This window comes from Phaeobacter sp. CAU 1743, from assembly GCF_039839315.1.
Lineage (GTDB): Bacteria > Pseudomonadota > Alphaproteobacteria > Rhodobacterales > Rhodobacteraceae > Phycobacter > Phycobacter gallaeciensis_A.
This window is the reverse complement of the sequence record NZ_JBDOQR010000082.1, coordinates 1-16,380: the sequence shown is the minus strand read 5'-3', so window position 1 is coordinate 16,380 and position 16,380 is coordinate 1. Positions and strand designations below refer to the sequence as shown.

Sequence of the window (16,380 nt, the reverse complement as noted above, 5' to 3'; positions counted from 1 at the left end):
CTTCGCAAAGATCAAGGAATTCAGAGCCATAGCGACCCGCTACGAAAAGACAACGTCCAGCTACGCCGCCAATTGGCATCTCGCGGCTGCCATCATCGCCTCACGATGAATGTCCACAGACCCTAAAACCTTGGGAATGAAGCTGGATATGATCTATCCGGCGGACGATCCGCGCATCGGTGTCTTCTCGGGGCATGGCTTGCGGCTGCGTATCGAACGGGGGGCCCCCGAGAGCCCCGGAACCCTGCGCATTCTGACCGAAGACCCCGAGGGATTCGCGGGCGGGGCGCGTAGTCTGACCGCTCCGAACGGCACCAAAATCGAAATCGAAGAGCGTCATCAACCAATTGTGATGCCGGACACGGTGCATTCCTTCGTGGTGCGTAGGCTGAAGGACCAGGCGCCCTGGATCATCGGGCGCGCGGGCATGCATTACCGTGATCTGGTGCCGGACCGCTTGGGCGGCTCGATCATCGCCAGCCACATCCGCATCCCCGATGGCGGGCCAGTGCCGGATATGGTGCATTTCCACCGGGTCGGCTTTCAGCTGATTTTCTGCATCCACGGCTGGGTCGATGTGGTCTATGAGGATCAGGGCGAGAAGATGCGCCTGACGGCGGGCGATTGTTTTATCCAGCCGCCTGAAATCCGTCACCGCGTGCTGGAGGCAAGCGACAACGTGCAGGTGATCGAGATCGGCGTTCCGGCGGAACATGTGACCGAGATCGATCACGAGATGACCCTGCCGACCCCGCATTACCGCCCTGATCGCGAATGGCAGGGCCAGCGGTTTGTCTACAATCAGGCGGCGGGCGCCGACTGGGTTCCTTTCCGTCTGCCGGGTTTTGTCTGCCGCGACACGACCATCAACGACAACACCAAGGGCGTCGCCTCGGTGCAGGTGGTACGCCGCGCGGAGGGCGCAGAGGCGGGCAACAGCCCCTGGGCCAGCCACGACACCGACATCCTCTTTACCTTCGTGATGGAGGGCAGCGTTACCCTGCACGGGGAAGGGCGTGATCCTTATGAGCTGGAAGCAGGCGATGCCTTCGTCATTCCGCCCGGCATGAAAACACGGCTCAGCGATGGCTCTGCGGATCTGGAATTGCTTGAGGTCAGCCTGCCGGGTACCTTCAACACAAAGCTGGAGGAAGCATGAGTCTGAAGGAAGCAGCCATTGCCGTGCGTGAGAACGCGCACGCGCCCTATTCCAACTTCAAGGTCGGGGCCGCCATTCGCGCGGCCTCGGGCACGGTCTACGTGGGCTGCAACGTAGAGAATGTCGCCTATCCCGAAGGCACCTGCGCCGAGGCCGGGGCGATTGCCGCCATGGTGGCAGCGGGCGAGACGCAGCTGGCAGAGGTCTATGTGGTCGCCGACAGTCCCGACCCGGTGCCGCCCTGCGGGGGATGCCGTCAGAAACTGGCTGAATTCGGCAGCGGAGATGTGCCTGTGACCATGGGAACCACCGCAGGGGCCGAGCGGCACGCCACCATTGCCGATCTGTTGCCCGGTGCCTTTGGTGCCGGCCATATGGCCGGGGCCTGATCCCCTATGGATGCCCGTGCGATCAATGCTGCCCTGCGCCGGGGAGAGACCCCGAGTGACGCCGATCTGCGCTGGTTTGCTCAGGGGCTTGCCGATGGTACGGTCAGCGATGCCCAGGCCGGGGCCTTTGCCATGGCGGTCTGTCTGCAGGGGCTGAGCACGGATGGCCGCCGCGCGCTGACGCTTGCCATGCGCGACAGCGGTGATGTGCTGAGCTGGGATCTGGATGGGCCGGTGCTGGATAAGCATTCCACTGGCGGTGTCGGCGACTGCGTATCGCTGTTGCTGGCGCCCGCGCTGGCGGAATGCGGCGCCTATGTGCCGATGATCTCGGGGCGGGGCCTGGGCCATACCGGCGGGACGCTGGACAAGATGGAGGCCATCCCCGGCGTTACCACCTCAGTGTCCGAGGATCGACTGGACGGTCTGATGCGCGATGTCGGCTGTGCCATCGTCGGGGCAACCGCGCAGATCGCCCCCGCAGATAAACGGCTCTATGCGATCCGCGATGTGACGGCCACGGTCGAAAGCCTGGATCTGATCACCGCCTCGATCCTGTCCAAGAAACTGGCCGCCAGCCCCGATGCGCTGGTGCTGGACGTAAAGACAGGCTCGGGCGCTTTCATGAAATCTGACGAGGAGGCCCGCGCGCTGGCGCGTTCGCTGGTGGACACCGCCAATGCGGCAGGCTGTCCGACCTCGGCGCTGATCACCGATATGAACCAGCCCTTGGCACCCGCTCTGGGCAATGCGCTAGAAGTTGCTGAGGTGATGCGCGTGCTGACCGGCGAGACCTCAGGGCCGCTGGCTGAGATCACCATCGCGCTTGGGGCGGTGCTGCTGGTGCAGGCGGGGTTGGAAAAAACTCCGGAAGAGGCCGCCGCGCGCCTGTCGGCGGTATTGACCGATGGCCGGGCCGCTGCCCGCTTCGAAGCCATGGTGGCCGCAATGGGCGGGCCGCAGGGCTTTGCCAGCGACTGGCAGAGCGTTTTGCCTGAAGCCAGCGTCATCCGCGAAGTGACCGCGCCGCAGGCCGGCTATATCTCGGCCATCGACGGTGAGGCGCTGGGCCTTTGCGTGGTTGGCCTTGGCGGCGGGCGCATGGTCGAAAGCGATCTTGTCGATCCTGCTGTCGGCCTGTCGGATTTGTTGCCGCTGGGCGCGCGCGTTGCATGCGGAACGCCGCTGGTGCGCATTCATGCCGCCCGGGAAGAGGCCGCCGACCGCGCCGCGCAGGAGGTTCTGGCGGCGATCACCATCGCAGAGGCGGCGCCGAAGTTGCCGCCGCTCATTCACGAAAGGATCATCTGATGGCGCGCGCCTTTCTGGTGGTGATGGATTCCGTTGGAATCGGCGGTGCGCCGGATGCGGATCGCTTTTACAACGGTGACCTGCCGGACCTGGGTGCCAATACGCTCGCCCATATCGCGCAGGCCTGCACCGAGGGCCGCGCCGAGGACGGGCGCAGTGGCCCGCTGCATCTGCCCAATCTGGAGCGGCTGGGGCTGGGGGCGGCCATGCGGCTGGCCTCTGCTGTGCCGTTTCCGGGGTTGACCGCTGAACCTGAGGGGGTGTGGGGCTGCGCCGCTGAAGTCAGCCCCGGCAAGGATACGCCTTCGGGCCATTGGGAGCTGGCAGGCCTTCCGGTGCCATGGAACTGGCATTTCTTTCCAGACGAGACACCTGCCTTTCCGGCAGATCTCAGCGCCTTTGTCGCAGAGGCCGCGGGGGCGCCGGGGATCTTGGGCGATTGTCACGCCTCGGGCACCGATATTATTGCCCGTCACGGGGACGAGCATATGAGGACCGGTGCCCCGATCTGCTATACCTCTGCCGACAGCGTCTTTCAGATTGCTGCGCATGAAGAGAGTTTTGGCCTCGATCGCCTTCTGGACCTGTGCCGCGCGGTGGCGCCGCGCCTGCATGCGATGAAGGTGGGGCGGGTGATCGCGCGCCCGTTTGTAGGCACGCCAGAGAGTGGATTTACCCGCACCACCAACCGGCGGGATTTCGCCATCACGCCCCCGGCAAAGCTGCTGACCAACTGGGTGCAGGACGCCGGGCAGAAGGTTCACGCCATCGGCAAGATCGGCGACATCTTCACCATGAGCGGCATCGACACCCTGAAAAAAGGTCCCGACGCCGGGTTGATGCAGCATCTGGCCGAGGCGGTTGAGACGGCAGAGGAAGGCAGTCTGACCTTTGCCAACTTTGTGGAGTTCGACAGTCTTTACGGTCATCGGCGTGATATCTCGGGCTATGCCCGGGCGCTGGAATGGTTCGACCATGAAATCGGAAAGATCCTGCCACGGCTGCGGGACGGGGATATTCTGGTGCTGACCGCAGATCATGGCAATGATCCCAGCTGGCCGGGGACCGACCACACCCGTGAACAAGTGCCGGTTCTGGTGGCCGCGCCGGGCCAGACACTAGGTCAGGCACCGGGCGCCGGATCGCTGGGCGCGCGGGCCTTTGCCGATGTCGGTGTCTCGGTTGCGCAGCATCTGGGCGTGGCCAGCAGCGGTCCGGGGCGCAGCTTTCTGTAGCGGAATGGGCAATCCGGCTTGCCTGCACCGGGCAAGGGCGCATAAGAGAGACCAAATTTATTCGCAGGAGAGTGCCGATATGTCCGAACATCTGACCGTTGTTGATCATCCGCTGGTCCAGCACAAACTGACCCTGATGCGGGACAAGGGCACATCGACTGCCGGGTTCCGGCGCCTGCTGCGCGAGATCACCCAGCTTCTGGCCTATGAGATCACTCGCGAAATGCCGCTGACCACCACCACAATCGACACCCCGATGGAGGAAATGGAAGCGCCGATCCTTGCGGGCAAGAAACTGGCGCTGGTGTCGATCCTGCGGGCGGGCAACGGCATGCTGGATGGCGTGCTGGAACTGATCCCTTCGGCCCGGGTTGGATTCGTGGGGCTCTACCGCGACGAGGAAACCCTGCAGCCGGTGCAATATTACTTCAAGGCGCCCGAAGGTCTGAAGGACCGTCTGGTGATCGCCGTCGATCCGATGCTGGCGACCGGCAACTCCTCGGCAGCGGCCATCGACCTCTTGAAAGAGGCTGGTGCCAACAACATTCGTTTCCTTTGCCTCTTGGCCGCGCCGGAAGGCGTTGCGCGCATGAAAGAGGCGCATCCGGATGTGCCGATCGTCACTGCCTCGCTGGATCGCGAGCTGAACGAAAAAGGCTATATCATGCCCGGTCTTGGCGATGCCGGCGACCGCATGTTCGGCACCAAGTAATTCGTATTTGGTGGCTCTGGGCCCGCTGCCTGCATTGGCAGCGGAGCCGGGGCAACAATTCGCCCGAACGCCGCCAGATTGTGCCCGGCGCCGGGTTTACTAAGATTTGGTTATCAGGCATCGTATGCCCATATGTTGTGGGGCTCTGGTATGAAGATAACAAGAATTGTCGCGCTCGCCATCATTGCAGGCACGCTGAGCGTTCAAGGCGTGGGTCAGGCCGTGGAGGCGCAGACCCTGCGGGCCTCCGGTCCCCCAGCAGAGGTACCCCCGGCCTCTTATAAGGGTAAGCAATATGTCGACAGTCGCGGTTGTATCTATATCCGCGCCGGGATCGACGGCAATGTGAACTGGGTGCCCCGCGTAACCCGCAGCCGCAAGCAACTGTGCGGCTACAAGCCTACTACCATCGCAGGGGCTGCTAAACGCCAGCCGCAGGCGAACGCGGGGCCTGAAATCATCACCCTGCCGCAGGAACAGCAACCCGCCGCGACTGCGGTTGCAACGGCTCCCGCCAAAAAGGTGACGCCCACGTCTCGCACGACGGCTCCTGCAAGCGCCCCTGCAGTTGCCGCAGCCACCAAACCGCGCCGCACTGCACAAAGCACCAGTGCCCGCCCCACGCGGGTTACCACTGCCGCGCCCCGGCGTGTCGTGAAACCGGCTCCGGTTGTTCCGGCGCCGGAGCCTGCACCGCAGCAAGTGCGCACGGCGCCGACGGCTGGAGGCTGCCCCGGGGCTTCGGCGATCAGCCAGCAGTACATCAATAAATCCGCAGGCGTCCGCTGTGGCCCGCAGGCCGAAGCGCCGGTGACTTATGGCCGGGACAGGGCGGGCGATCAGAACTCGTCGCTTCAACTGGCGCCCAACACCCGTATCCTGCCCGCACATGTCTATCAGCAGCGCAGACTGAGCACGGGGCTGACGGTGCCGGAAGGCTACCGCCCAGTCTGGGAGGATGATCGTCTGAACCCCCGGCGCGCCGAGCGTACGCTGACAGCGGCCACGCCGAATGGACAGACTGCGGTGCCGCCGGGTTACGTCCGGGTGGAACGGGATGACGACCGCATGAATACAATGCGCGGCGTGCGCAGCGCTGCAGGAGATGCGCAGATGGCCGAGGTTTGGACCGATGGCCTGCCGCGTAAACTGGTGCGCAAACCGCTGGACCGGCAGACGGTCACATTGTCGGGGCGTCATGCCCGCAGCGCCGCCGAGGCGCGCGAGCCGCTGGCATTGCGTCTGTCGACCAGGTCGGACCCCGAGGCGGGAGCGGCTGCATCTGAAGCCACACCGCGTCGCTACGTCCGTGCAGCGACCTTTGCCGATCCGGCGGCGGCGCGCGCTGCTGCGCGGGATCTGGCCCGCAGCACTGGCTTGCCGGTCCGTCTGGGCACGCTCACCCGCAAGGGCAAGACCTACAAAGTTGTTTTGGCAGGGCCTTTCACGGCCACTGGGGCAGGTGATGAAGCCCTGAACGCCGTGCGCGGCGCGGGGTATCCCAAGGCGCGGCTCAGCAAGTAAGCTCAGCAAGAAAGATGGGCGTTCAGGCAATGGGGCAGGGCGCATCTCTGCCCCGTTGCGTTGCTCCGTAACTTAACGGGTCAGCACAAGGGCGCGGTTCTGGATCTCGATCCGTGACCAGCGTTGCAGATAGCCCATGCCAAGCAGGGATTTATCCATCTCACCGGCGTTGACCCAAACCCGCACATCGCTGTCGGTGATGCCCCCAAGCGACATCTCATCCACCCAGAAAGAGGCGGTGCGCACTTCGCCATTGGCGGTCTGCGCGCGGCCCAGATAGGCCAGTTTGTCGGTGTCGATCCCAGCGCGCTCAGCGTCCGCGTGGCTCAGCACTACCTGACTGGCGCCGGTATCCACCAGGAAATTGACTGGCGTGCCGTTGACCGAGAGGGTTAGGTAGTAATGGCCATCCGGCGCCATTGGCACCTCCACCCGGCCTTGTTCGGTGATCACGCTTTGCTGTGGCATTACCGTGCTGCGGATATCGCCCCACAGACCATAGGCGGCGATCACCCCAAGGAAGATAAACGCCCAAACGGCGAGCATCTGCACCGTCTTGCCCAGCGACTGCCGGTTCTGCACGAAGACCCAGGATCCTACCGCCACCAGCAGCAGGACAAGATAAATCACCCGGGCATAGTCCATATCGGTCATCAGCGCGCCTCCTGCTTTCTGATGTAGGAAGTTCGCGCCGCGATACTAGCCTGCGGCAAAGCCAAAGGCGCGCAGACCGTCCAGAATGAACTGCACCGAAAGCGCCGCCAAAAGCATGCCCAGAAGCCGGGTCACCACGTTGATCCCGGTCTTGCCCAGAAGCCGCTCCAGCACGCCGGAGACAAGGAACATCACCAGCATAAGCGACAACACCGCCAGAACGATGCTCATCACCAGGGCAAAGCCTTCGATGCCCGGTTTCTGACCGGCGAGCAGGATCACGGTTGCAATCGAGCCAGGGCCTGCGATCAGCGGGATGGAGATGGGGAAGACGGACGGGTCTTCGACCTCGGTGGCTTCCTCGCCCTGATGTTCGCGGCGTTTGGTGCGCCGTTCGAACAGCATGTCGAGCGCGGTTAGGAACAGCAGCGCGCCACCTGCGACACGGAAGGCGGGCATTGAGATGCCGACAAAGGCAAGAACCGCCTCTCCGAACAGGGTGAAAAGCGCGAGGATGAAGGTCGCGGTCAGCGACGCGCGAATGGCCACGCCGCGCCGCTCGGACGCGGACATGCCTTGTGTCAGCGCCAGAAAGATCGGGGTCAGGCCAATAGGATCAATAATCACGAAAAGCGTGACAAAAGAGGTGATCATAAAGGCCGTGTCGATCATAGGGCTTCGGCTTTTTCCAGTTTCTCCAGCGCCCGCATCCACAGCAGTTCGGCGCGGTCCAGCGCCTCGATGACTTCGGCGTGCTTGCCTTGCCAGACGCGGGCTTCGTCCTTCTTCTCTGCCTCGTAGAGTTCCGGGTCCGCCAGCTTGATGTCAAGCTTGTCCTTCATTGCGGTCAGTTTGCTGACGCGTTCCTCGGCTTTACGGGCCTCCGCGCGCAGCGCCAGCATGGCATCGCGCGTGGGGCGTTTCGGCTTTGGCTTGGCAGCGGCCGGTTTCGACGCAGGTTTGTCCTTTTCCAGCAGCAGCGACCGGTAAGAGGTCAGATCGCCCTCATAGGGTTTCACCGTACCTTGCGACACCAGCCACAGCCGGTCGGCCACAAGGCTCAGAAGGTGCATGTCGTGGCTGACAAGGATCACCGCCCCGGTATAGGCGGTCAGCGCCTCCACCAGTGCTTCGCGGCTTTCGATGTCAAGGTGGTTGGTCGGTTCGTCGAGGATCAGAAGATGCGGCGCATCCAGTGTTGCCAGAAGCAGCGACAGGCGCGCCTTTTGCCCGCCCGACAGGCGTCCGACCTCGGTATCCGCTTGCGCGGCGCCAAGGCCAAAGCCCGCAAGGCGCGCCCGCAGTTTCGCCTGACCTTCTTCGGGGCGCTCGCGCTGCAGGTGCTGCAGCGGGGTTTCGTCGATATAAAGCTCGTCGACCTGATGCTGGGCAAAGAAACCGATGCGCAGCTTGCTCGATTGCGTCATCTTTCCGGACATCGGTGCAAGACGGCCCGAGAGCATCTTCGACAGGGTGGATTTGCCTTCGCCGTTCTTGCCCAGCAGCGCAATCCGGTCGTCCTGATCGATGCGCAGGTCCAGTTTGCTGAGGATCACCGTGTCGCCATAGCCGACCGAAACGCCTTCGGTGGCGATGATCGGCGGCGACAGTTCTTCGGGCTCCGGGAAGGTGAAGACTGTGCGTGCTGCGTCTTCGGGCGCGCGGATGGTTTCCATCTTCTCCAGCATCTTCACGCGGCTTTGCGCCTGCTTGGCCTTGCTGGCCTTGGCCTTGAACCGGTCCACGAATGCCTGCAGATGGGCGCGCTGCGCCTCTTGTTTCTTGGCGGCTGCGGCCTGATTGGCACGGTTGGCGGCGCGCTGGCGGGCGAACTGGTCGTAGTTGCCGCCGTAGTAGATGAGGCCGCGATCCTCCAGATGCAGGATCCCCCCGACCGAGCGGTTCAGAAGTTCGCGGTCATGGCTGATGATGATGACCGTATGCGGGTATTTCACCAGATAGGCCTCGAGCCATAGCGCGCCTTCGAGATCGAGATAGTTGGTCGGCTCGTCGAGCAGCAGCAGATCGGGTTCGGAGAACAACACAGCGGCAAGCGCCACCCGCATACGCCAGCCGCCCGAGAAATCGGCGCAGGGGCGCTGTTGCGCCTCTTCGTCAAAGCCAAGCCCCTTGAGGATGGATGCGGCGCGGGCTTCGGCGGACCAGGCGTCGATATCGGCAAGCCGGGTCTGCACCTCGGCGATGCGCCCGGGATCCGTCGCGGTCTCCGCTTCGGCCATCAGCTCGGCCCGTTCGATGTCGGCGGCCAGCACCGTGTTGATCAGCGACACGTCCGAGGCGGGTGCCTCTTGCGCTATACCGCCGATCCGCGCCCGGGACGGCAACGAAATACTGCCGCCTTCCAGCGCCAGTTCGCCCTTGATCAGGCGGAAGAGGGTGGTCTTCCCGGTGCCGTTGCGCCCCACAAGGCCAACCTTGTGGCCGGTGGGAATGGTGGCGCTGGCCCCGTCGAACAGGGGGCGGCCTTCGACCGAATAGGTGATGTCCGAAATACGTAGCATGGCCGCGCTCATAGCAGAGGGTATCGCGCCCGACCAGCGCCTTTGCACGCTGTGTCTCAACTGGGTATCAACTGGCCCATCCCCGGAGCACGTGATAGCCAAGGCGGGAATTCGTCTTTCTCCCGTTCTACGTCCGGTGACTGCCATGCGAGCTGCGCAAACGGCCCCTCATATTGCCACGCTGATCTTCGGCACTGCCCTTTCAGTTCTGTCGCTCAACATGTTCCTGCCGTCGCTGGCACGGATCGGAGAGGATTATCAGGCCGACTATGGTCTGGTGAACCTGTCCATCGCCGGTTACCTAGCGATTTCTGCGGTATTGCAGCTGGTTATGGGGCCTTTGTCGGACCGCTTCGGACGTCGCCCGGTGGTGCTGGTGTCGCTGCTGGTCTTTGCCCTTGCCTCAATCGGCTGCGCGCTGGCGCAATCGATCTGGGTGTTCCTTGGCTTTCGTTTGCTGCAAGGGGCCGTGGTGGCGGGGCAGGTGGTCTCCCGCGCTGCGATCCGAGACATGCACAGCGCCGAAGAGGCCGCCAGCAAGATGGGCTACGTCTCCATGGCGATGGCCCTGGCGCCGATGCTGGGGCCGATGCTGGGGGGCTTCCTCGAGATGGCCTTTGGCTGGCGGGCGGGATTCATCCTTTATACCGTGATGGGCCTTGCCATGCTGGCGCTGGCCTGGGGCGACTGGGGCGAGACAAACGACAACCGCTCGGCCACCTTTGGTGCCCAGATGCGCACCTATCCTGAGCTGTTGGCCTCGCGCCGGTTCTGGGGGTACAGCCTTTGTGTGGCCTTTTCGGTCGGCGGGTTCTTCTCTTTCATCACCGGGGCGCCGCTGGTGGCAGCGGCCTGGTTCGACCTCAGCCCTGCCATGGTGGGGCTGGGCATCGGCATCATCACCAGCGGTTTCATGGTGGGCAATTTCATCACCGGACGGGTGGCTGGGCGGGTGTCGCTGCTGACGCTGATCCTGATTGGCCGCATCAGCGCGACGCTCGGCCCGCTTGGCGGTTTGATGCTGTTCGCGCTGGGGCAGGGCTCGGTTCCGGTGTTTTTCGGCGCCGCGATCTGCGTCGGATTTGGCAACGGTCTGACCATCGCCAATGCCAGCGCCGGGCTGATGTCGGTGCGCCCGCATCTGGCGGGCAGCGCTTCGGGGTTGTCGGGGGCCTTGTCGGTGGCGCTGGGGGCGGTTCTGACCTCGCTGACCGGTGCTTTGGTGGCGCCTGAAAACGCGCCCTTCATGGTGCTGGGGATCATCCTGGGCGCCAGTGTCCTGGCGCTGGCCTCGGCGCTGTATGTGCGCTGGGTCGATATACGCGAACCTTTGCCCGAAGCGGGCTGATCGCAGGCCGTGTCGACAGCGTGGATTTGAGCGCCAGGGAGCAACTCAGCCCTTCCCAAGCGAGCGCAGGCATGTTACCCGGCGCGCGATATATCCGGCGCGGGGATTTGCCCCGGCCGAACACTAATGGAGAACGCCCGATGGCACTGGAACGCACCTTTTCGATCATCAAGCCTGATGCAACCCGCCGCAACCTGACCGGCGCAATCAACGCCAAATTCGAAGAAGCAGGTCTGCGCATCGTCGCGCAAAAGCGCATCCACCTGACCAAGGAACAGGCCGGCAAGTTCTACGAAGTGCACGCCGAGCGTCCCTTCTATGACGAACTGTGCGAATTCATGTCCTCCGAGCCGATCGTGTGTCAGGTTCTGGAAGGTGAAAACGCCATCGCGAAAAACCGCGAAATCATGGGCGCCACCAACCCGGCAGACGCCGCTCCCGGCACCATCCGCGCCGAGTTCGCGGAATCGGTTGGCGAAAACTCGGTTCACGGCTCCGACGCGCCGGAAACCGCAGCGGTTGAAATCGCATACTTCTTCTCCGGTCTGGAACTGGTCGGCTAAGCCTGACTTTCCGTGACCCGGATTTCAGGGCCGCCTCGGGACACCGGGGCGGCCTTTTTCGTTCGTCCGTTTCCTTCGGAAGGGGGGAGGAGCGCTTATCCCCGACGGGGAATGACGCCTATGGCGTCTAGTTCGCGCTCTAGCCGGGACAGACCGGCGGCCTCGCTCTTGGCCGTGGTGTTTTCCGCCTTGATCTGGTCGAACTGTTTGCGCAGCGCTTTTTTCTCTTCGCCCTTGCAGTCGTTCCACGGGCGCCCCTGAAGCCCCATCACCAGCACATAGTACCCGATGAAATGAGGGCGACTGCCCGCCTGCAGCAGCTGCGCATAGGCCGCATCCGCGCCAAGTTCGCGCAGCTCCTCGGCGGAGTGGATGCCTGCGCGGGCAAAGGACTCTTCCGAGGCAGGGCCAAGGTTGCGGATGGATGAGATAGGCGTGGACATAGGGCGAACATATCCGGGGCGTCCGGGGCTGTCACGCTGGTTTCGCAGCGGAATTTTGCGCCGCAGCGATTGACAGTCTCAAAACGACAGCGGACGTTACGGCACGTTCTGGGAGGAGACGACGTGACACAACCGCAAACCGCAACCGACATTCTGAATTTTGATCTGGCAAACCCACCCGAGGGCTTTGTGGAGGATCCGTTTCCCTTCTACGATGCCCTGCTGGCTGAGGCGCCCATTCTGCAGCAGCCCGATGGGTCGGTGCTGATCTGCCGCCATGCGGATCTGGACCGGATCTATCGGGACACCACGTCTTTCTCCTCGGATAAGAAGGCCGCCTTTGCTCCCAAGTTCGGCGAAGGTTCACCGCTCTTTGAACATCACACCACATCGCTGGTGTTTTCCGACCCGCCGCTGCACACACGCGTGCGCAAGATCATGACCTCGGCCCTGACGCCGCGTGCCATCGGGCGGATGGAGGCGGGGCTGGTTGAAACCGTCGATCATCTGCTGGATGCCATGGAAGGGCGCGAGGAGGTCGATCTTATCGAGGATTTCGCCTCGACCATTCCGATCCAGATCATCGGCAACCTGCTGGACGTCCCGATGGAGGAACGCGGGCCGCTGCGCGATTGGTCGCTGGCGATCCTCGGGGCGCTGGAACCTGCGCTCAGCGATGAGGAGCTGGAGCGCGGGCATAAGGCGGTGGAAGAGTTCAAAGCCTATCTGACGGATCTCATCGCGCGGCGCCGGGCCACGCCGGGCGATCCGGAAACCGACGTGCTGACCCGACTGATCCGGGGCGAGGGCGCGGATGAGCAGCTGAGCGAGATCGAGCTGATCCAGAACTGTATTTTCATCCTCAACGCAGGGCATGAGACCACCACCAACCTGATCGGCAATGGTCTGGCGCTGCTGAATGATCACCCGGACCAGCGCGCGCGGTTGCAGGCGGAGCCGGAACTGATCAAACCGGCGGTGGAGGAGATGTTGCGGATGCGCTCTCCGAACCAGCTGGGCAACCGGGAAACCACGCGGATGGTGGAAATCGGCGGGCTTGAGATCCCGCGGGGCACCAACCTGCATCTGGTGATCGGCGCCGCCAACCGTGACCCGGAGGTGTTCGACCACCCCGAGCGCTTCGATATCTCGCGCAAGCCGAACCGGCATCTGGCCTTTGCCGGTGGCCCGCACGTCTGCGTCGGGCTGACTCTGGCGCGGCTGGAAGGCAAGATCGCTATTGAACGCTTCCTCAGTCGCTTTCCGAATTACCATCTGCTGCCGGGGCGGGTCGCCGGCGGTCGGATGCGGTTTAGGGGCTATGCGCATCTGCCTGCCTCCTTGGGCTGACCGCCGCCAGGCCTAGCGCTGCCCGCATGGGGTGCGCCTTTGCGCGCGACCTATCCTTTTGGGCGCGCTGCGCAGCCCCATGGATAGGCGCTTTTTGTGTGAAGTTTCTGTAAACCTGTCGGCATCAGTTTACTCCGGCGAGGGTTGTTATGATTTATCCAGTGGTGATGGCAGGGCAGGCAAATTCTGTGGTTCCGGCAGGGGAAGAGCGCGTTCCAGCGCATTTCTTCGCGGAAGCGATGATCGAAAGCCGGTTCCAATCGGTTATCCGCTGTCTGGATCATCCGATGTTTGCCGCTCCGACGGTGGTCACCTGCGAAGCCAATCAAGGTCTGGCGGCGCAGCAGATGTGCGCGGTGGGCGTAAAGGGCTCCCTGCTGGTCGAGCCGGGGCTGTCGAAATCCGCTGCGGCTCTCGCGGCCGTTGCGCTGCGGTTCCGCGATGCGCCGGATGCGCTGTTGCTGATCATGCCTGCCAGCCATTCCTGCGCCTCCGAAGGCCGTTTGCTTCAGACGCTGGAGGCAGCACTGCCTGCGGCCAAACAGGGCGGTATCGTGGCGGTGGCAACCCGTGATCACGGGTCTTATGGTCGTCTCAGAACCTTGTCGCGGCGCCGGGGACAGGAGCCGATGCAGGCGCTGTACAGCGCTGGAGTGGGGGGTGATGAGGCCGATCCTGATGTCCTGTGGAATTCCGGCATCTATCTGGTGCGGGCGGGCAGTCTCCTTGCAGCATTCAAACGCCATGCGCCGCGTATCCTTCATGCCACCAAGGCCGCCGTTGCCGGTATCGCGCAGACCGAGATCGTTCGGCGGCTTGTGCCCGATGCCTATGGCAAGGTGAAACAGGAAAGCTTTGAGGCTGCGATTCTGGGACGGGTGGAGATCGTCGACAGCGTCCAACTGGACCACAACCGGTCGATCTGGGAGGACTGGATCCAGGACATGGCGAATGAAAAGGCCGAAGCCGGTGCGGCCCGCCGACGTGCGAAACGGCAGAGGGCGGCCTGATCAAGAGGCCGCACGGCCGGAGAGGAGGAATGCCGCCTCTTGCCAAAGAACACCTGAATGCGACCGGTGCGGCGCAGTCTGCAATGCGACCGGTGCGGCGCAGTCTGCGGGCGTGGTTCAGAAAAGACCGGCTTCCTTGGCGGTCAGGGCAGCTTGGGTGCGGTTCTTGGCGTCAAGCTTGCGGCAGAGAGTGCGCACATGCAGTTTGATGGTGACCTCTTGCAAGTCCAACTCGCGGGCGATTTCCTTGTTCGACAGGCCGCGACAAAGGCCGTTCAGGACTTCCAGCTCCCGTGGGCTCAGCCGTTCGGCCAGGGGGTGCGTATTTGCGCTCTCTTCCGCGCGCATCAATTCGACCGGAGCATAGATTTCCCCCGCGCTCATGAAGCGGACCGCGTTCAAAAGCGACTGCGCGCCCATGGTCTTGGGAATGAACCCGATGGCCCCGGCATCGAGCGCCGCCCGGGCAGTATTGGCCGGAGCGCTGCCAGAGAGGATCGCAACGCCCTTGCCGCCATTGGCCGCAAGCGCCTCAGCCAGACCATCCAGTCCCGTCATTCCGGGCATCTGGTAGTCCAGCAACACCAGGTCAAACGGGCCTTCCGCGGAGATCAGCTCCATCGCGCCCGGCAGATCGGTGGCAAGCAACACCTCTGCGCCCCCCTCGGATTTGAGGTAGGCGGAAATGGTCTCGCGAACCATGTCATGATCATCTGCCAAAAGAATACGCATAGAATTCCTAGAGTCTGTTAGCGACAGCGAAGGTCAATCAAAGTCGACACCTACACGACAAGGGTTTCATAAGTATCAATCCCCGGCTGGACGTGTCTTCCCTCTTGCAGACAATAGTGCCCCGGGCCGGTTTCTTGCAGACAATAGTGCCCCGGGCCGGTTTTCAATAAAACATTTAGAAAGATAACTGAATTAAGCTGGAGAAGGACAGCTGAAAAGGTTGGGTTTTAATAACCCATCCGGCAGGCGTCCTATCCTTTGGGATAGGCGCATATCCCGAGGCGTTGGTGCCAGAGGGGGCACAATCTGTCAGTGTCCGACGCGGTGAAATTGGGTATTTTCAAAAAGGAGTGTTGTGATGATCCGCTGGATGAATGTTTTGGGCGCGCTGGTTCTGGCGCTGGGGGGGGGCCTGATGCTCGGGCTTGGGGCGTCGGCGCAGGCCGCCAGCGACGACACCGTGCTGCTGACGGTTCAGATCGAAGGGGATGATGCCTCGACGACGACCTTCACCCGCGATCAGCTAATGTCGCTGGGCCAGACCTCCTTTGAAACGGAAACCATCTGGACCTCTGGCACGCAGGCCTTCACCGGCGTATCGCTGAAGGATCTCATGGCCCATCTCGGGGTGACCTCCGGTGTCCTGCAAGCGCGGGCGATCAACGATTACATGGTCGAGGTGCCTCTGTCCGATGCGATCGAAGGGGGGCCGATCATCGCCTATGAACGCAACGGCAAGACCATGTCGGTCCGCTCCAAGGGGCCTTTGTGGATCGTTTACCCTTACGATAGCAATCCCTCGTATAAAACCGAAGCGATCTACTCCAGAAGCATCTGGCAGCTGGAGGGGATCAACGTCCAACGGTAAAGGTGTGGCCCGGTGACCAAAGAAACGGACTGGCGATTTCCACTAGCGTCGCGCTGGGTTCTGGTCGCGGCCCTGATCGTTCTGCCTTTGCTGGTGGTACAGTCCGTGCGCCTGGGTCAACAGGTTCTCCTCAGGCTCGAGGGCCTATCGACGGCCGCGACGGACAACATGCAATGGGTCATGTCGCAGGCCGAGGTCGAGCATCTTAAACTGGATGCAGCAGCCGATGCAGCGCGGCAGGCAAAGGACCTGCCCCTGCTGCGCCGTCGCTTTGACATTTATTACAGCCGCATTGCGACCTTTCAGGAAAGCCCGCTGTTTCAGGAGCTACGCGACAACGAGGCGGGCAGCAAGTTACTGTCCGATCTCAGTGCGCGGCTGGACCGTTTGGCCGATCTGATCGATGTCAGCGACGAGCAGTTGATTGAAAATATCTCTCAGAGCCCGATTTGAAACTAATTGAGTGAGTTCAGGAGGTTGTGTTTCTGTTCGGGTACGACACTGAACGGAGACCACGATGGCCTGGACCGAACTCACCCGCAGCCAGCATGCCCGTGAGG

Annotated in this window: 16 protein-coding genes and 2 pseudogenes; 13 read left to right on the top strand and 5 right to left on the bottom strand. The window is 62.9% G+C overall.

Going from position 1 to position 16,380, the window contains the following annotated elements; all coding sequences use genetic code 11:
• The 7 genes and pseudogenes from AAFO90_RS21595 to AAFO90_RS21565 all read left to right on the top strand — a co-directional run.
• Positions 1-109: pseudogene (locus AAFO90_RS21595) on the top strand (IS5/IS1182 family transposase); the annotation flags it as partial.
• A gap of 21 nt (positions 110-130) precedes the next feature.
• Positions 131-1,159, top strand: a pseudogene (locus AAFO90_RS21590) (cupin domain-containing protein); the annotation flags it as partial.
• Positions 1,156-1,548, top strand: coding sequence for a cytidine deaminase (locus AAFO90_RS21585; protein WP_347510722.1), 393 nt, complete (start codon positions 1,156-1,158; stop codon positions 1,546-1,548). The pseudogene AAFO90_RS21590 and the gene AAFO90_RS21585, both read left to right, overlap by 4 nt.
• A 6-nt stretch (positions 1,549-1,554) precedes the next feature.
• Positions 1,555-2,859 (top strand): thymidine phosphorylase, encoded by a 1,305-nt coding sequence (locus AAFO90_RS21580; protein WP_347510721.1) that lies wholly within the window; start codon positions 1,555-1,557, stop codon positions 2,857-2,859.
• A complete protein-coding gene (locus tag AAFO90_RS21575; protein WP_347510720.1) occupies positions 2,859-4,094 on the top strand; it encodes a phosphopentomutase in 1,236 nt (411 codons plus the stop codon). Before AAFO90_RS21580 ends, AAFO90_RS21575 begins: the two co-directional genes overlap by 1 nt.
• A gap of 79 nt (positions 4,095-4,173) precedes the next feature.
• Positions 4,174-4,806, top strand: a complete 633-nt coding sequence (gene upp / locus AAFO90_RS21570) for a uracil phosphoribosyltransferase (RefSeq protein ID WP_065273288.1) — start codon at positions 4,174-4,176, stop codon at positions 4,804-4,806.
• Between the two features lie 150 nt (positions 4,807-4,956).
• The gene (locus AAFO90_RS21565) at positions 4,957-6,330 is read left to right on the top strand and encodes an SPOR domain-containing protein (protein ID WP_347510719.1); all 1,374 of its coding nucleotides are present in this window, start codon (positions 4,957-4,959) and stop codon (positions 6,328-6,330) included.
• A 72-nt stretch (positions 6,331-6,402) separates the two neighbouring features.
• On the opposite strand, the gene AAFO90_RS21560 is transcribed toward AAFO90_RS21565, so the two are convergent.
• From AAFO90_RS21560 to AAFO90_RS21550, 3 genes are read right to left on the bottom strand one after another with little or no spacing between them, the layout of a single operon-like run.
• Positions 6,403-6,984, bottom strand: coding sequence for a TIGR02281 family clan AA aspartic protease (locus tag AAFO90_RS21560; protein WP_065273290.1), 582 nt, complete (start codon positions 6,982-6,984; stop codon positions 6,403-6,405).
• Positions 6,985-7,029: 45 nt separating this feature from the next.
• On the bottom strand, positions 7,030-7,656 hold the full coding sequence (locus tag AAFO90_RS21555; protein ID WP_274832027.1) for a MarC family protein: 627 nt from the start codon (positions 7,654-7,656) through the stop codon (positions 7,030-7,032).
• Positions 7,653-9,506 (bottom strand): ABC-F family ATP-binding cassette domain-containing protein, encoded by a 1,854-nt coding sequence (locus AAFO90_RS21550; RefSeq protein WP_274832028.1) that lies wholly within the window; start codon positions 9,504-9,506, stop codon positions 7,653-7,655. The genes AAFO90_RS21555 and AAFO90_RS21550 overlap by 4 nt, the downstream gene beginning before the upstream one ends.
• A gap of 145 nt (positions 9,507-9,651) precedes the next feature.
• Here AAFO90_RS21550 and AAFO90_RS21545 point away from each other — a divergent pair, with 145 nt between their 5' ends.
• Together AAFO90_RS21545 and ndk are read left to right on the top strand one after the other, a co-directional pair.
• Positions 9,652-10,854 (top strand): multidrug effflux MFS transporter, encoded by a 1,203-nt coding sequence (locus tag AAFO90_RS21545; protein WP_347510718.1) that lies wholly within the window; start codon positions 9,652-9,654, stop codon positions 10,852-10,854.
• A 140-nt stretch (positions 10,855-10,994) separates the two neighbouring features.
• The gene (ndk, locus tag AAFO90_RS21540) at positions 10,995-11,417 is read left to right on the top strand and encodes a nucleoside-diphosphate kinase (RefSeq protein WP_065273293.1); all 423 of its coding nucleotides are present in this window, start codon (positions 10,995-10,997) and stop codon (positions 11,415-11,417) included.
• A 95-nt stretch (positions 11,418-11,512) separates the two neighbouring features.
• Here the strand turns inward: ndk and AAFO90_RS21535 are convergent, their stop codons facing one another.
• Complete coding sequence (locus tag AAFO90_RS21535) at positions 11,513-11,860, bottom strand: TfoX/Sxy family protein (protein WP_347510717.1); 348 nt, start codon at positions 11,858-11,860, stop codon at positions 11,513-11,515.
• 123 nt (positions 11,861-11,983) lie between these two features.
• Between AAFO90_RS21535 and AAFO90_RS21530 the strand changes: the two genes are divergently transcribed.
• Together AAFO90_RS21530 and AAFO90_RS21525 are read left to right on the top strand one after the other, a co-directional pair.
• Positions 11,984-13,210 carry a cytochrome P450 gene (locus tag AAFO90_RS21530; RefSeq protein ID WP_347510716.1) on the top strand — a complete coding sequence of 409 codons (1,227 nt, stop codon included), beginning with the start codon at positions 11,984-11,986 and terminating at the stop codon, positions 13,208-13,210.
• A 149-nt stretch (positions 13,211-13,359) separates the two neighbouring features.
• Complete coding sequence (locus AAFO90_RS21525) at positions 13,360-14,220, top strand: hypothetical protein (protein WP_347510715.1); 861 nt, start codon at positions 13,360-13,362, stop codon at positions 14,218-14,220.
• Positions 14,221-14,337: 117 nt separating this feature from the next.
• On the opposite strand, the gene AAFO90_RS21520 is transcribed toward AAFO90_RS21525, so the two are convergent.
• Positions 14,338-14,952: a response regulator transcription factor gene (locus AAFO90_RS21520; protein ID WP_274828475.1), complete on the bottom strand. Its 615-nt coding sequence runs from the start codon at positions 14,950-14,952 to the stop codon at positions 14,338-14,340.
• Between the two features lie 358 nt (positions 14,953-15,310).
• Between AAFO90_RS21520 and AAFO90_RS21515 the strand changes: the two genes are divergently transcribed.
• Together AAFO90_RS21515 and AAFO90_RS21510 are read left to right on the top strand one after the other, a co-directional pair.
• Positions 15,311-15,820, top strand: a complete 510-nt coding sequence (locus tag AAFO90_RS21515) for a molybdopterin-dependent oxidoreductase (RefSeq protein ID WP_347510714.1) — start codon at positions 15,311-15,313, stop codon at positions 15,818-15,820.
• 12 nt (positions 15,821-15,832) lie between these two features.
• A complete protein-coding gene (locus tag AAFO90_RS21510; protein ID WP_347510713.1) occupies positions 15,833-16,273 on the top strand; it encodes a hypothetical protein in 441 nt (146 codons plus the stop codon).
• The last annotated feature ends 107 nt before the right edge of the window (positions 16,274-16,380 follow it).

Excerpts from the sequence above, each read along its gene's own strand:
- AAFO90_RS21515 (WP_347510714.1), top strand. The coding sequence starts at position 15,311 with ATGATCCGCTGGATGAATGTTTTGGGCGCGCTGGTTCTGGCGCTGGGG.
- ndk (WP_065273293.1), top strand. The coding sequence starts at position 10,995 with ATGGCACTGGAACGCACCTTTTCGATCATCAAGCCTGATGCAACCCGC.
- AAFO90_RS21555 (WP_274832027.1), bottom strand. The coding sequence starts at position 7,656 with ATGATCGACACGGCCTTTATGATCACCTCTTTTGTCACGCTTTTCGTG.
- AAFO90_RS21575 (WP_347510720.1), top strand. The coding sequence starts at position 2,859 with ATGGCGCGCGCCTTTCTGGTGGTGATGGATTCCGTTGGAATCGGCGGT.
- AAFO90_RS21525 (WP_347510715.1), top strand. The coding sequence starts at position 13,360 with ATGATTTATCCAGTGGTGATGGCAGGGCAGGCAAATTCTGTGGTTCCG.
- upp (WP_065273288.1), top strand. The coding sequence starts at position 4,174 with ATGTCCGAACATCTGACCGTTGTTGATCATCCGCTGGTCCAGCACAAA.
- AAFO90_RS21565 (WP_347510719.1), top strand. The coding sequence starts at position 4,957 with ATGAAGATAACAAGAATTGTCGCGCTCGCCATCATTGCAGGCACGCTG.
- AAFO90_RS21545 (WP_347510718.1), top strand. The coding sequence starts at position 9,652 with ATGCGAGCTGCGCAAACGGCCCCTCATATTGCCACGCTGATCTTCGGC.
- AAFO90_RS21585 (WP_347510722.1), top strand. The coding sequence starts at position 1,156 with ATGAGTCTGAAGGAAGCAGCCATTGCCGTGCGTGAGAACGCGCACGCG.
- AAFO90_RS21580 (WP_347510721.1), top strand. The coding sequence starts at position 1,555 with ATGGATGCCCGTGCGATCAATGCTGCCCTGCGCCGGGGAGAGACCCCG.
- AAFO90_RS21560 (WP_065273290.1), bottom strand. The coding sequence starts at position 6,984 with ATGACCGATATGGACTATGCCCGGGTGATTTATCTTGTCCTGCTGCTG.
- AAFO90_RS21520 (WP_274828475.1), bottom strand. The coding sequence starts at position 14,952 with ATGCGTATTCTTTTGGCAGATGATCATGACATGGTTCGCGAGACCATT.
- AAFO90_RS21550 (WP_274832028.1), bottom strand. The coding sequence starts at position 9,506 with ATGCTACGTATTTCGGACATCACCTATTCGGTCGAAGGCCGCCCCCTG.
- AAFO90_RS21535 (WP_347510717.1), bottom strand. The coding sequence starts at position 11,860 with ATGTCCACGCCTATCTCATCCATCCGCAACCTTGGCCCTGCCTCGGAA.